Origin of the sequence: Crassaminicella profunda (genome assembly GCF_019884785.1) — a bacterium.
In the GTDB taxonomy this organism is placed as follows: domain Bacteria; phylum Bacillota; class Clostridia; order Peptostreptococcales; family Thermotaleaceae; genus Crassaminicella; species Crassaminicella profunda.
The window spans coordinates 3,492,951-3,508,245 of sequence record NZ_CP082326.1 but is presented as its reverse complement, the minus strand read 5'-3'; the positions used below and the strand labels follow the sequence as shown (position 1 = coordinate 3,508,245).

At 30.5% G+C, this 15,295-nt stretch carries 12 protein-coding genes; 8 read left to right on the top strand and 4 right to left on the bottom strand.

Going from position 1 to position 15,295, the window contains the following annotated elements:
• Positions 1 to 32 precede the first annotated feature (32 nt).
• Positions 33 to 1,346 carry a sodium-dependent transporter gene (locus K7H06_RS16175; protein ID WP_223040057.1) on the bottom strand — a complete coding sequence of 438 codons (1,314 nt, stop codon included), beginning with the start codon at positions 1,344 to 1,346 and terminating at the stop codon, positions 33 to 35.
• A gap of 466 nt (positions 1,347 to 1,812) precedes the next feature.
• On the opposite strand from K7H06_RS16175, the gene K7H06_RS16170 reads away from it, so the two are divergent.
• The 4 genes from K7H06_RS16170 (at position 1,813) to K7H06_RS16155 (ending at position 7,819) form a co-directional block, all read left to right on the top strand.
• On the top strand, positions 1,813 to 2,910 hold the full coding sequence (locus tag K7H06_RS16170; protein WP_223037063.1) for a GerAB/ArcD/ProY family transporter: 1,098 nt from the start codon (positions 1,813 to 1,815) through the stop codon (positions 2,908 to 2,910).
• Between the two features lie 141 nt (positions 2,911 to 3,051).
• Positions 3,052 to 4,680: a Na/Pi cotransporter family protein gene (locus K7H06_RS16165; RefSeq protein WP_223037062.1), complete on the top strand. Its 1,629-nt coding sequence runs from the start codon at positions 3,052 to 3,054 to the stop codon at positions 4,678 to 4,680.
• Between the two features lie 111 nt (positions 4,681 to 4,791).
• Entirely contained in the window at positions 4,792 to 5,835 is a 1,044-nt protein-coding gene (locus K7H06_RS16160; RefSeq protein WP_223037061.1) for a copper amine oxidase N-terminal domain-containing protein, read from the top strand.
• Positions 5,836 to 6,091: 256 nt separating this feature from the next.
• Complete coding sequence (locus K7H06_RS16155) at positions 6,092 to 7,819, top strand: 5'-nucleotidase C-terminal domain-containing protein (RefSeq protein WP_223037060.1); 1,728 nt, start codon at positions 6,092 to 6,094, stop codon at positions 7,817 to 7,819.
• 35 nt (positions 7,820 to 7,854) lie between these two features.
• On the opposite strand, the gene K7H06_RS16150 is transcribed toward K7H06_RS16155, so the two are convergent.
• Positions 7,855 to 9,717, bottom strand: coding sequence for a monovalent cation:proton antiporter family protein (locus K7H06_RS16150; protein WP_223037059.1), 1,863 nt, complete (start codon positions 9,715 to 9,717; stop codon positions 7,855 to 7,857).
• 168 nt (positions 9,718 to 9,885) lie between these two features.
• Between K7H06_RS16150 and K7H06_RS16145 the strand changes: the two genes are divergently transcribed.
• The gene (locus K7H06_RS16145; RefSeq protein ID WP_223037058.1) at positions 9,886 to 10,566 is read left to right on the top strand and encodes a hypothetical protein; all 681 of its coding nucleotides are present in this window, start codon (positions 9,886 to 9,888) and stop codon (positions 10,564 to 10,566) included.
• Positions 10,567 to 10,747: 181 nt separating this feature from the next.
• Here the strand turns inward: K7H06_RS16145 and K7H06_RS16140 are convergent, their stop codons facing one another.
• Positions 10,748 to 11,191 carry a hypothetical protein gene (locus tag K7H06_RS16140; protein WP_223037057.1) on the bottom strand — a complete coding sequence of 148 codons (444 nt, stop codon included), beginning with the start codon at positions 11,189 to 11,191 and terminating at the stop codon, positions 10,748 to 10,750.
• Between the two features lie 314 nt (positions 11,192 to 11,505).
• Here K7H06_RS16140 and K7H06_RS16135 point away from each other — a divergent pair, with 314 nt between their 5' ends.
• Positions 11,506 to 12,054 (top strand): hypothetical protein, encoded by a 549-nt coding sequence (locus tag K7H06_RS16135; RefSeq protein ID WP_223037056.1) that lies wholly within the window; start codon positions 11,506 to 11,508, stop codon positions 12,052 to 12,054.
• Between the two features lie 20 nt (positions 12,055 to 12,074).
• On the opposite strand, the gene splB is transcribed toward K7H06_RS16135, so the two are convergent.
• Entirely contained in the window at positions 12,075 to 13,085 is a 1,011-nt protein-coding gene (splB, locus tag K7H06_RS16130) for a spore photoproduct lyase (RefSeq protein ID WP_223037055.1), read from the bottom strand.
• 110 nt (positions 13,086 to 13,195) lie between these two features.
• Between splB and K7H06_RS16125 the strand changes: the two genes are divergently transcribed.
• Positions 13,196 to 14,425 (top strand): NAD(P)/FAD-dependent oxidoreductase, encoded by a 1,230-nt coding sequence (locus K7H06_RS16125; protein WP_223037054.1) that lies wholly within the window; start codon positions 13,196 to 13,198, stop codon positions 14,423 to 14,425.
• 254 nt (positions 14,426 to 14,679) lie between these two features.
• On the top strand, positions 14,680 to 15,279 hold the full coding sequence (locus tag K7H06_RS16120) for a DUF3841 domain-containing protein (RefSeq protein ID WP_246637556.1): 600 nt from the start codon (positions 14,680 to 14,682) through the stop codon (positions 15,277 to 15,279).
• Positions 15,280 to 15,295 lie beyond the last annotated feature (16 nt).

The window sequence follows — 15,295 nt, the reverse complement described above, 5'->3', positions numbered from 1 at the left end:
GGCAAGGTTTATAAACCTTGCCCATTATGATTTTAACCAATGCCACCGTAAATGATTCCTAAAATAAGAACAGCACCTGCTACAAAGACAAAAACATATTTTGCAAAAAAGCCCCACCATTTTCCTAATGGTCGTAAAGCTCCTCGATTGACTTCAGCTCGTGCACGCTCTACCCCATAAATCCAAAAAAATGTAATGGCAGCTAGAAGTGCACTAAGGGGTAATAAATAAATGGTGATAAAATCTGCAAATTTTCCAAAAAAGTTCATATTCAAGTCTAATGGAATACCAAGAATAATGGCAATACATGCAGCTGTTAGAACACCTTTTTTTCTACTAAACCTTAGTCGATCCATAAAGGCTTCTACGATTACTTCCATTAAAGCCACTTCTGTAGAGATGGCAGCAAATATAATACATAAGAAAAATGCAATGCCAAAGAAAGTTCCTCCGCTCATTTTTATAAAAATATGAGGCATAGTAATAAAAAGCAGAGGAGGACCAGCGGATACATCTAAATTGAATGCAAAAGCTGCTGGGATAATGATGAAGGCTGCTAAGAAAGCTGCTCCTGTATCAAAAAAGGCAGTTTGTATAGCAGATGAAGGAATATCCTCATCTCTTCTTAGATAACTTCCTAGTACAAGCATAGCACCTCCACCTAAAGATACTGTAAAAAATGCTTGCCCCAATGCCATAATCCAAGTAATCGGTTTAAGTAGGTAGGACCAATCTGGTAATAGCAAGTACTTTACTCCATCAATAGAACCTGAAAGGGATAAGGAACGAACTAAGAGTATTATAAAAATGATAAATAATGATGGCATCATGATTTTATTCACTTTTTCAATACCTTGTTTTACGCCCAATACAACAATACTTAGAGTGATTAGTATTGCAAGTATATTCCAAAAAATACTTTCAGGATGCCCTGCAAAATTTTCAAAGGCATTGTCAATATTCATATGAGAAAATGCACCTGATACAGCTAAAGAAAAATATTTTAATACCCATCCTACTACAACAGAATAGAATGTAAATATTCCTCCTACTGCAATGGCAGGGATACTTCCTATTATTCCACCAAATGGAAGATTCTTGTCTTTAAATACTTTTTCAAAGGCACCAATAGGACCCCTTTGTTGAGACCGACCTAATGCAAATTCACCCATAAGTCCAGTTGTTCCTAATAAGAAAACAAATACTAGATAAGGAATGAGAAAGGCTGCTCCTCCAAATTGTCCCAATCGCCAAGGAAACATCCATATATTCCCTAGACCGATGGCAGAGCCAATACAAGCTAAAATAAATCCAAGTTTACTGGTCCAAGTTTCTCTCTCTACCAAGTTTTTTGTTGACATGATGATCACCGTCCTCTTTTTAAATCTTATAATTTCTTAAAAATAAAAAACTTTCCATAGGAAAGTTTAAGGTATGCAAAAATAAAACCCTTTATAGGGGTAAGCTATATTCTACCTATTCTACCTATCCTACTTATTCTAGAAACAATTCTATCAAAAACCTACAAAACTACAAAATACCCTACTAATTATTTTTAAACCATATTACTTATTGAAAGAATGCTAATGTTGACTTTTTCATTATAGGCAAAATTGATAACCCTGTCAATAAAGTTTGGAATATTATTCCTGAATTTCTTGAAAGTTTTGATTTCATCTACAGCTTTTTTATTTTAACAAATAAACGAAAATAGAAAAGTAGAAATAGGGTTAAACTATGGAATATATTAGATGTATGTTTAAAATACATAGTAGTATTTATGTATTATATAAAATAAGGAGGAAGTACGGGATGAAAAAAGAGGTGATTTCTGATAAGCAGGCTATATCCATAATAATACTTTTTATGTCGGGAACATCTACTGTACTTATGGTAGCACTATCTGCTGAAGGTGATTTCTGGCTGGCTATTATTTTAGCTTTAGCTATAGCATTATTTACTGCTTTTGTATTTGGTCATTTACATGAAGTTTTCCCCAACAAAAATTTTTTTGATATGTGTCAATTGTGTTTTGGAAAATTCATAGGAAAGCTCATATGTATTTTATATATTTATTGGACATTTGAAGAAGCAACATTAGTTTTAATAAATGCTAAACAATTTATTACAGAAACCACTATACCAGAAACTCCCCAAACAATAGCCATTATTCCCATAGCTATTTTATGTGCATGGGCTGTAAAAGCGGGTATTGAGGTGATCGGAAAGTGGTCTGAATTTGTTGTTATGATTTTTATTAGTGTGATTCTTATTATGGGAATGTTATTAATACCACAGATGAGTTTTGATAATTTTGAACCTATATTATTTAAAGGAATCAAACCGGTTATTAAAGGAACTTTTTCTGCATTTGCATTTCCCTTTGGAGAGATTGTAATGCTTGCAATGGTTTTTCAAAATTTTACAAACAAAAAATCTGCTTATAAAGTTTATATGCGTGGATTGTTCATTTCAGGAATTATTGCATTAATTACTTCAATAACTACTATTTTGATTTTAGGGATAGATATTGCTACAGCTTCATACTTTCCTGTATTCAATGCTGCTTCAGGAATCAATGTTGGAAATTTTATACAAAGACTAGAAATATTAGCAGCACTCATTGGGGTGATAGGAGCATTTCTTAAAAATACCATACTTGTATTGGCTATATGCAAAGGGGTTTCAACCATATTTAATTTGACGAACTATCGATTGATCATATTGCCAATTTCTTTGTTAATAATAAATTATTCTAATATTTTAGTTAAGAGTAGAATGGGATTTGTAGAATTTAACGGGGAAATATGGAGTTATTATGCTGTCTTATTGGAGCTCTTTATACCAGTGATTATGTTGATGATTTGTACAATAAAGAGGCGTTCTATGAGGTCAATAAGAAAGAAATGATAAAGAAATTGACAAAAGGTAGATATTACAAATGTCGAATTTAATAAAATTAACACGAATTTAACAAAAACAACAAAAAAATAATGTATTCTAATAATAGTTAATTGATTATGTAAGCAAATTTGGGAGGGTAGGTATCATATGAAGATTTTTTTTGAATTGCTTGGAGGACTAGGTTTATTTCTTTATGGGATGACTATTATGGGAGATGGATTAGAGAAATCTGCTGGCGACAAAATGAAGAAAATTATTGAAGTACTTACAAACAACAGAATTATGGCTGTACTTGTAGGCGCTGTGGTAACTATGATTATTCAGAGTAGTAGTGCTACTACTGTAATGGTTGTAGGATTTGTAAACGCAGGGATTATGAATTTGGTACAAGCTACAGGTGTTATTATGGGGGCAAACATTGGAACAACTGTAACTGCTCAGATTGCATCTTTGAAGTTATCAGCAATTGCACCTATTGTAGTAGGACTAAGTGTAGGGGTATGGCTTTTTACAAGTAATAAAAAAGTGAAAAATATGGCAGAAATTTTTATAGGTTTTGGAATCTTATTTATTGGTATGGATCTTATGAAACATGCTGTAAAGCCCCTAAGAGAGTATGAAGGTTTTAGAACCATGCTACTGAGCTTTGGAAAAGGAACATTTACGGATTCGTTAATGGCAATTTTTACAGGATTTTTTGTTACTGCTGTTGTACAGAGTAGTAGTGCTACTACCGGTATTTTAATTGCATTAGCTAGTGAAGGATTACTTCCTATTGAAGCATCTTTACCTATTATTTTCGGTACTAATATAGGAACTTGTGTTACAGCAATGCTTTCAAGTATAGGAGCAAATAGAACGGCCAAAAGAGCTGCTTTTGTCCATTTTATGTTTAATATTTTAGGAACAATAATGTTTATGGTATTATTTAAGAATATTACTATTACCCTTGTGAAGCAGTTTTCACCAACAGATGCAGCTAGGCAGCTAGCAAATGCCCATACGTTATTTAATATTGCAAATACTTTATTATTATTGCCTTTTGCAGGTATACTCGTAAGATTGGCAAACAAAGTACTTCCTTTAAAAGATTTTGAGGTAGTAGAGCAAAGAGGAATTCAATATCTTGATGAGAGGATGTTAGAAACTCCATCTGTTGCTATTATCCAGGTGATAAAAGAAACATTAAATATGGGAAATTTAGCTTTAGAAAGCTATGAAAAATCAATGAATGCTTTTTTTGAAAACAGCGAGAAAATAGCCAATGAAACTTTCAAAATAGAAAAGATTATAAATAGCATGGAAAGAGATATTGCAGAATATTTAGTTAAACTTTCCAATACTTCTTTATCTGCGAAACAGCATGAAATTGTTAATGGACTATTTAATACAATCAATGATATTGAAAGAGTTGGGGATCATGCAGATAATTTGGCAGAACTGGCGATTTATAGAATAGATAACAAATTAGAATTTAGTGAAAAAGGGACAGAAGAATTAAAATTCATGCATGATCGTGTAGTAAAATCTTACAATCAAGCAATCTATGCGTTAAAAACAGGAGATTTAAATATGGCTAAAAAAATTCTTGAAAGAGAAGGTGAGATTGACCATATGGAAAAATCTCTTAGAGCTAGCCATATTGAAAGATTGAATAAACAACTGTGTAGTGCAAAATCAGGAATTGTATTTTTAGATATTATTAGTAATCTAGAAAGAATAGCAGACCATGCATCCAATATAGCCTTAGCAGTAATGAGTACAACAGAAAAATAATGCAAGAAGAGGATGGAAAGATCATCCTCTTTTTTTTATAAAAAAAGGGGGAACTTTTTATATAAACATTCGTCTAATAATATGAAAAGAAAAACAAAAGGAGAGATTATGATGAAATCAAAAAAATTAATAGGGATAACATTAATAGGGATGACATTAGCATCAAGCATGTTTCCTGCATTTGCAGAATATAATCCAAATAAAGTAGTGACTGGACCCATCACTACTTTGAGGTTGCCACAAGATTCTTTTGGGGGTCTTCATATGAACCTTGTAATAAATGATAAAGGACTCAACCCACAAGACACAAAAGTTTATATGAAAGAAAATGGAGTTACTATGATTCCACTAAGATTAATTTCTGAAACTTTAGGATACGAAGTAAAATGGGATAGTAAAAAGAAAATTATAGAACTTATAAAAGGGCCTCAATGGATTATGATTAAGGCTGAAGAAGATCAATATACTTTTGGAAAGATGGCGCCAGTTACTCTTGGAACTATACCAGAAATTAAGAATGGGAGAACCTATATACCATTAAAATTTGTAACAGATATATTAAGGCTAGAAGTTATGAGGGATGAAACAGGTACCATACATATTAAGGATAAAAGGATGGCTATTGAAAAATCAGTATTATATACAGATGGAAAAATTGCTGAGATTCAAAAAATAAATGACAATACAAGAATTCTTATTGAAGTGATCAAAAAAGGTAAAGGATATGAGTCTATTATTTTAAACATAACTGAAGATACAAAAATACAAAATCCTGTTAATAACAAAGAGATTTCAGTAGAAGATTTAAAAGAAGGAGATACAATTAGAGCCTTTTATGGACCAGCAGTAACAAGAAGTTTGCCACCAATTGGAAAAGCTGAAAAAATCCAAGTACTTAAAAGTACAGCCGTATTAGATGGAAAGATTACAGATATTCGTATGAATGATAAAAGTACTAAAATCCTTGTTGGAAGTATGACCGATGGGGTCATGTTAATCATCAATGATGAAACAAAAATTGTTACAGAAGAGGATAAGGAAATTTCAATAGATGATTTACAAAAGGGCATGGAGATTACAGCTTATCATGATTTAGTTATGACTATGAGTATTCCTGGAATGACAGGGGCGAAAAAGATTGTTGTAAAGGAATAGGGTTTAATATATTTAGCAAAAAAGAGTATGGCTTAGTAGGCCATACTCTTTTTGTCTTGAAGATTTTATTGAATATAATAAATTTTATGATGATATATAGGAAATAGTAAAAAATATAGAAGAAGTTGAAATTAAAAATTTTGATAAACTTAAAATTTACATATTATATGCTAAAATTTAGAAAAAAGATAAAAAGTTCTGCATAAATTTGGTATAATCAAATAGTAGATAATATTTTATAAAGGGAGGATATGCAATGAAAAAAGTAACCGGTATCATATTAAGTGTTTTAATGGTGTTTACTTTATGTTTCCAATTTTCTGCTTTAGATGTACATGCTACTGCTGAAAAGGAAATCGTTTTATTCCACACCAACGATACTCATGCAAGAGTTGAAGAAGGAAAATATGCAGGAATGGGATTTGCAAAAATTGCTACATACATAAAAGAACAAAAAGAAAAAAATCCAAACATGTTAGTAGTAGATGCAGGCGATACATTCCATGGACAAACTATTGCTACATTAGTTAAAGGAGAAAGTATTGCAAAAATCATGAATCAGATGGGTTATGATGCAATGACTGCAGGAAATCATGATTTTGATTATGGAAAAGATCGATTAGTTGAATTAGCAGGGATGACGAATTTCCCGATTTTAGCTGCAAATGTGAAAAAAGAAGATGGAAAAGATTTACTAAAACCTTATATGATTAAAGAGGTAGATGGGGTGAAATTTGGGATATTTGGTCTTTCAACACCAGAAACTGCATATATGACCCATCCTAAAAATGTAGAAGGAATTACTTTTACGGATCCTGTAAAAGAAGCAAAAAAAATGGTTGAAACATTAAAAGATCAAGTGGATGTAATTGTTGCATTAGGACATATAGGATTAGATGAAAGTAGTAAGGTGACTAGTGAAAAAGTAGTAAAAGAAGTAGAAGGAATAGATGTTTTTGTAGATGGTCATAGTCATACAACTCTAGAGACAGGTAAATTAGTAGGAAATACTCTAATTGTAAGTACTGGAGAATATGATAAGAATCTTGGAAAAGTTACTTTAAAGTTTGCTGATAATAAATTAGTATCAAAGCAGGCTTGCTTGCTTTCTAAGGAAGAAGCAGCAAATATCAAAGAAGACCAAGATATTGTAAAAGTTGTTACGGAGATTAAAGAAAGTCAAAAGAAAGTATTAAGTGAAGTAGTAGGAAAAACTAGTGTTGTATTAGATGGAGAAAGAGCAGACGTAAGAACAGGTGAGACAAATCTAGGTGATTTAATTACAGATGCTATGATTGACCTGACAAAAGCTGAAGTAGCTATCACAAATGGTGGTGGAATAAGAGCTTCTATCAATAAAGGTGAAATTACGAAAGAAGAAATCATTACAGTTCTTCCATTTGGAAACTATATTGTCACAAAAAATTTAACTGGTAAGCAAATATTAGAAGCTCTAGAGCATGGAACAGATTCTGCTCCAGAACCAAAGGGCGCATATCCACATGTAGCTGGAATGACTTATAAAATTGATGCAAATAAGCCTGTAGGAAATAGAGTATGTGATGTAATGGTAAATGGAAAAACATTAGAGTTAGAAAGAACTTATTTAGTAGCTACAAATGATTTTATGGCTGCTGGTGGAGATAACTATACAATGTTTAAAGATGCTCCTGTGTTAATAGAATACAGTGCATTAGATGAAGCATTAATTGCTTATATGGAGAAATTAGGGGAAGTTGCTCCTAAGAAAGAAGGAAGAAGTATATTTATTGCAAAAACAGAAGTTTCTAAAGAAGAAGTAAAAGTACCTGAAACAAAAGTAGAAAATAAAAATACTGCTACATACACTGTAAAATCAGGAGATGTTCTTTGGAAAATCGCAGAAAAATACAAAATGACTTGGGAAAAACTTGCAAAGATGAATGAGTTGAAAAATCCAAACTTTATAGTAACTGGACAACAATTAGTAGTACCAGCTAACTAATAAAAGATTAAAGGATAGGCATTGGCCTATCCTTTTTATGTATTAGTTTCTAATAGTAATTCTGTCTCTTTCATATTTTCTTTAGATCCTAATAGCATAATCAAATCTCCCTCTCTTAAAATATTGTTTCCATGAGGAATAATTTTCACACCTTTTCTAATGATAGATAGAATCAAACAATCTCCAGGTAATCGTAATTGTCTTACGGGGTAATCAAAATAACTTGGATTTTTAAGCTGAATTTCTGCCATACAAAAATCGTCGTCCTCTTCTTCAAATAAAAGAGTAAAGGCTTTTGGATGTAAAATCAAATTTTCTGCCATAAATACAGTAGCAAATTCAGGGGAGATGATCGTTGCACCATAGTTATTTTCTTTTAAGAGATTTTCTTGACTATTTGTAAGTAGAAGAACATTTTCTATTTGTAGTAGTTCTTTACAAATTTTACAAATTTCATTATTAAGATCATCAGAAGATTTGTAGATAATGACACTTTTTGCATCTTGTATACCTGTTGTTTTAAGAAAATCAATATCTAATGTATCTCCTAAATATACCTTGTAACCTTGTTTAAGGGTTTTTTCATATTTTTCTGGATTATGGGTGATAAAAGTAATATCTATGCCAGATTTTTGAAGTCTTTTAGCTAAAAGCAGAGTCTTTTGCTTTACCCCTACCATATAAATACTTTTCTTATTACAAACAGTACAAACTGGAGATAATTTATTAAATAATATAGGTGATAATGTACAAGTAAGAATAGCTACAAGGAGAATCGCTCCATTAGTTTCTTCACTAATAATGTTAAGCTTTAGTCCAATGGCACTAGTGGCAATAATCAAACTTAATCTAGAAGATAATAAAAACCCAGCAGCAATAGATTCCTTCATAGAAAATTTTACTTTTAAAATCAAAGAAGGAATTATTTTTACAGCATAAACAGAAAGCAATAGTGCTGGAAGTAGAATAATGGACTTAGGATTATTGATTACAGATCGAATATCAAAATTGGCCCCTACCATAATAAAAAATATAGGGATAAAAAAACCATAACCAATGGCATCTAATTTTAAAGACAATTGGGAGGATTCTCTAGAATCCAACAAGGAAACAATTAAACCTGCTAAGAAGGTTCCTAATATAATTTCTGTCCCCAGTCTTTGCGCCAATGCAATAAAAATCAATATGAGGGCAAAAGCACCTCGAACCTTTATTTGTGATGTAGCATGAGCAAGATCTTGTATAATTTTTTTTCCTGCAATTTTTAGTCCCATTTTGTAAAGAACAAAAAAGGCTACAAATAATAAAAGTACTAAAAATACTTTATAAGTTGCTGCACAAGTGTAGAAAGAAATATATATGGTTACTAAAACCATGGTTGCAAAATCAGCTATTAATGAACCTAACAATATAGTTTGACCGTATTCATTGTTTAAAAGATACTTTTCTTTTAAAGTAGGAACTACGATTCCTAAAGAGGTAGTGCTAAAAATTAAAGTAATCAAAGGAACGTTGATAATAAAACCAAATTCCTTCAAAAGATAAGCGATGATATAGCCTAAAATAATTGTGCCTAGGAACAAAACAACTGCTAGCGTAACTGGTTTTTCATGATATTTTTCATTAGATTTCTTTCCAGAAGATTTGATCAAATCAAAATCAATTTCTAGTCCGGATAAAAACATTAAAAAGGCAAATCCAAAGGTATAAAGAAAGCTTAACCAAGAGGATTCATCTATGAGATTAAAACCACTTTTACCAATAATCATTCCTGCAATGACTTCTCCTACAACAATGGGAATGGGCAACCATTTTAATTTTTTAATAACAAATGGTACAAATGCTGCTAGTAATACAATAATCAGCAAAGAATTGTATGAAATTGTACAATGTTCCATAAGAAGCCCTCCTTTATCTTTTTTTTGATTATAACATGAAAAAGTATAGTAAATAGAAATAAAATATTTTTCACACAAATTTTACACAGTTATTCTATTTTTTCACCACATTTAAGTTTTATGATATAGATACAAAGAAAAATAAAATAAATTTAAGGAGTGGTGAAAATGTTAAGAAAGAAAATAATGAAGGTAATGATGAGTTGTTGTTTATGTACGGCTTTACTAGTTCCATCCTTAGCATTCGCAGATAACAATACTTCAGTACCTAATGAAGTAAATAAGAAAAAAGTAATTGCTGAGAAATTTAGAGAAAAACAGGAAGAAAGAAAAGCGAAGAGAGAAGAAAAAAGTGAAAAAAGAGAAGAGAAGAAGGAAAAGTTTTTAAGTATAGTAAAAGAATATGCACCAGACACACTGAATCAATGGGAAAATAAATTTAATGAACATAAAGGGATTCATGATCAAATCAAAGGAATTAAGGAAGAAATAAGAGAAGAAAAGAAAGAAGAATTAAAGTCGTCATGGGATGCAAAGAAAGCTGAGATGAAGGAAAAGCTTAAATCTGGAGAAATTACAAAAGAAGAATTAAAAGCTTTAAGAGTTACTAAAAAAGAAGAAAAGAAAGAGTTTTTCCAAAACAAAAAGGAAAAAATAGCTAGTATGAGAGAAGCACAAGAGAGCAAACGTGAGGAAGGAAAAGCCCTTAGAAAGACTCTAAGAGAAGCTATTAAAAATGAAGATCAAGAAACAATTGTTAAGACATTAGATCAATTGTATGATCGTTTATTAAAGCATATAGAATTTGATTATAAAAAATTAGAAGAAGTTAAAAGTATAGCAGGGTAAAAATAAAACTGATTTAAAGTTAAAATGGATACAAACTAGAAAAGATCAATTAACAGAGCTAGAAATAAATGCTTTAAAAAATATAATATTATTTTGAGATTAGATAAAGAGGAGAAAAATCTCCTCTTTATTTAATATAAAAAAGATTGCAGCGCCTACAAGACGCTACAGTTTTTAAAAATTAAAAAAATGGATAGAAAGGAGATCTTCTGCGTGGATAAGGTCTATAAGGCGGATAAGGTCTATACGGTCTAGATGGATATGGTTTATAAGGTGGCTTTCTCCATATGGCTACTAAAATTAAGAACCACAAAAGTAAACTTGTAGCAAAGGACTGTGATGTGGCAGATTGTTGTGTAGCTGAAGTATTTGTGGAGAGAATTCTTTTGATATTATCAATTTTTCTTCTATGTTCATTGGAGACAAAGCCTTCTGTTTGGGAGAGCAAATCAAGATTTTTCATGTATTGTTGTAATGTCTTTTCAGGAACAGAATCTTTAATCCTAATGATTTCATCTAAAATATATTTTTCGGATTTATCCCCATATTGATTCATAAACTCTTCAAACTGCCCCATTTGATTAGCAGGAAATAGCATAGGTTCAAATAAATCGTGAACATTCATTTTAAAGGACCTCCTTTTTATTCAATAATTTATTGTAAAGATTAACGCAAGATAGAAATTTTTCTAATATATGATATGCAAATCATAGGACAGCTGTTACTGAAAAAAGGCAAATGAATTTATATGATCTAATAGAGTAAAAAGAAGGCTTGTACACTATGAAAAATACAGAAGTGCTTTAAAATGATAAACAGATCTAATAGAATTGTGATAAAATAAAGAAAATTTTATGTGATAAGATATTGAAATATAGATATAAGATAGAATTGAAATTATAGTGAATTTAAAATTGATGATGGAGGGAAGATTGAATAATGGAAGTATTAAAAAAAATAAATGACTTAGAATTTAAGGTAGTAGAAGGGTTCAATATTAAATATCTAGAACCTATCGTATTAAATATGCTATGGAAGATGAAAAATAATTGGGATGATTATAATGAAGTTTATCATTGTTGTCAGCTGATGGAGAGTATACAAAAAACAGATGATGCTTGGATTCATACCCATATGATGAAAAAGAGAGAGGAAGTAGTTGGAGTTGTGTTTATAGAAGGTGGAAAAATTGATTTTAATCATTATTTGAAAGTAAAAATAAATAATGAGGTAATAAATGAAAATAATGTTATGTTAAATTATTTTCATATAGCACCAGATGCTCGTGGGAATGGTTATAAGTGGCTCAGTCAAATGATTATTCCTCATTATAAGAATAAAGGTATAAAAAATATTTTTCTTAAATCTAGTCATGAAAAATCATTTTCACTTTATAGGAGATTAGGAAGTGAAATTGGGTGCTATACGACAAAAAGTGATAATCAGCTATATACTAGAGAAGGTAAAGTGTTTCAAATAAAAATATGAGTTTGAAAGGAATGATTCATTTATGTGAAATATTCAATGAGAGCCTTTTCAAAGTTGCTATGGATAAGTTCTGTAATATATTTCTTTATCTCAGTACTTTTTTCTTTAGGATAAACGTATTTGAATTTTCCATAGGGTCCCCATTTTAACTGTCTTGTTTCTTCGTTCATATCAAGTTTTGTTTTAGGGAATCTTGTGAGAATTAATTCTTTAGCAGTGGCTGTAAATCTATGTTGTATGAGTTCAAAAGTAATTTCTTCATGATAATCTTTTAACTGAGATTTTAAGTGAGAAAGTAATTCTTCGTATTCACTTTTCCAACCATCATAAATCATAATAGGTGCAATAATAAATCCTATAGGATATCCTGCTTGAGCAATTTTTCTGGAAGCTGCTATTCTTTCTTCGAAGCTAGCTGTATGATGCTCAAAGTTATTGATTACATATTTTGTATTGATACTAAATCTAAATTTTGTATGTTGATGATGATGGATATCTAAAAAAGAATCTACATTATTATATTTAGTAATGACTCTAAGTCTGCCTTTTTGACTTTTTCCGAAAAATTCAATACATCTTTTAAGGTTTCCCGTTAAATGTTCAAGAGCGATGGGATCAGTAATACTTCCACTTTCAAAAGTAGTGATATTGGGTAAATTTTTATCTATATGGTTTTGAATAACCTGTAGGATTTCTTCAATGTTTACAAATACCTTCATAAAAGGCTTTTCTCCCTGTGTAGTTTGTAAGTAACAATATTCACAGTGACCAGGGCATGAACTAGATAAGGCAAACTGATAATCTGCAGAAGGTTTACAGGGCCTTAATTTTTTTTGAGCATTTACAGTAAGATAAATAGTTTTCTTTGCTTTTGCATAATTCTCAGAAGGACAAGCTCCGTTAATTTCAACTTTTCTAGAATCAATGGTAGGAACATGTAGTTTTTCTAAATATTCTTTTGCCGTTTTTCCTACATTATAATTTAAACTTTTAGGATTGATGTATGCAATATCTGGTATAAATAATTTCACTTTTTTCACCTCAATCATAGTATGTGCATTTTTTTTAGGAATAATAATTCTTTATAAATAAATAATAATATTGAGATAACAACGTTAATCATTAAACGGAGGATTATATAATGAAGTTAGTAGCTGGAAATATGCTTTGGACAAATATAAATAAGATTCCTAATCAATATAATTATTTAAATGAATCTATTACATGTGATGTTTTAGTTATTGGAGGGGGGATAAGTGGCGCAATAGCTGCTTATTATTTGACTAAGTCAGGTGTAAATACAGTCCTTGTAGATAAAAATATTATAGGATATGGAAGTACTAGTGGATCTACTTCTATATTACAATATGAAATTGATACGGATTTACATGGACTCATCAGTATGATAGGAGAAAAGAAAGGGGTAAAATCCTTTGAACTTTGCAAAGAAGCAGTTTATGATATAGAAAAAATAATAAATGATTTAGAAGATGATTGTGATTTTTCATTAACAGAATGTTTTTATTATGCAACAAAAGCGTCAATGGTTTCTTCTTTAAAAAAAGAATTTGATGCAAGAAAAAAACATGGATTTCATGTAGAATTTTTAGATAAAAAAGATGCACAAAAAAGATTCTCTTTTCCAGTAGAAGGTGGGATTTATTCGAAATTTGGAGCAGCACAAATAGACCCTTATCGATTTACCCATGCACTGATTGCTAAGGCTGTAAAGAACAAATTAAAAGTGTATGAAAATACAGAGATTACAAATATATATCCCAAAGAGGAGCATGTATTATTGGAAACGAAAAATCATTTTAATATTCAAGCAAAAAAAGTAATTATTGCTACCGGCTATGAAGGAAGAAAATATATTAAAGAAAAAATAGTTCATTTACTTAGAACCTTTACCCTTGTCACAAAACCTGTAAAGAATTTTAATGGGTGGTTTCATCAATGTATTATAAGAGATAATAATGATCCTTATACTTATTTAAGAATTACAGGGGATAAAAGAATCATTATAGGTGGAGAGGACGAGAAGGTAGGAGGAATAAATAGTAAAATGTCTAATTTATCTAATGATGATTTGGTATCTAATAAAAAATATGAACTATTATTGAATCGATTGAAGTCATATTTTCCTGAAATAAAGGATATAGCCCCTGAATACCAATTTAGTGGATTATTTGGAGTAACAAAAGATGGATTGCCTTATATTGGAGAATATAAAGATTTCCCTAATTGCTATTTTTCTTTAGGATATGGAGCAAATGGAATTCTATATTCTATTTTGGGTGGGCAATTATTAAGAGATTCCATTTTAGGAAAAGACAGACCGGAGTTAGAATTATTTAGATTTAATAGATAAATATCAAGATTTCCTAATTGGATAGAGGAATAGGATTTTCAGATAGATTAGCTATGTACTTAAAGATAAATTACTGCTTTTTAGAGCAGTTTTTGTTTTATCAGTAAAAACTTGTTTTGTTAAAATATTGAAATTTTGAGGATGGATAGGATTGGCTTAAAACAATAGAATTTTTAATTTTCAAATAAATCAGACATGTAAATTGAAAAGCAGTATAATTTACTATAAAATGTAATTAAAAAAGGAGTATCTGAATGCATATGACGAAAAATCTGGATAGCTCTAATGAAAAAATAAGATTATGGACAAGACAGCATAAAAAGGTGTGGGAAGAATTAAAAGAGAAGGGAATTTATCGAGCTAAAAAAGAACATATCATAGAGAAAAATGACACTATATCAGATTATTATTTGAAGCTATATGATTGGTACATAAAACATGCACAAAGGTTTGTCCCTAGACCAGAAGGGGTAACCTATCCTATTTGGCTTTCAACATCATCAGAAAATAGGCTTCAGCTTGTAGAAAATACGGTGGTATTAGAGTTAGAAGTAGATCGAAAAGATGTGGTGATTACAGATTTTGATAAATGGGGGTATGTGGTAAATTATTGGTATGTTCCTATTGATAAACAAGATGAAAAGAAACATAATGAAGAATTAAAAAGATATGGTATAGGGGATGAATCTGCTTTGATTATGGGGGATAAAGGAAATTTCTATCCACTACTAAAAAATAAAATTATAAAGAGCTGGGAAAGAATGTTTTATATAACGAATGAAGAGACATGTTTTACACAAGCAACTCTATGGGAGATTAAAAAGGAATGGGTGGTAGATGTTTTACAAGGGTAAATAAAAGTATATAGAA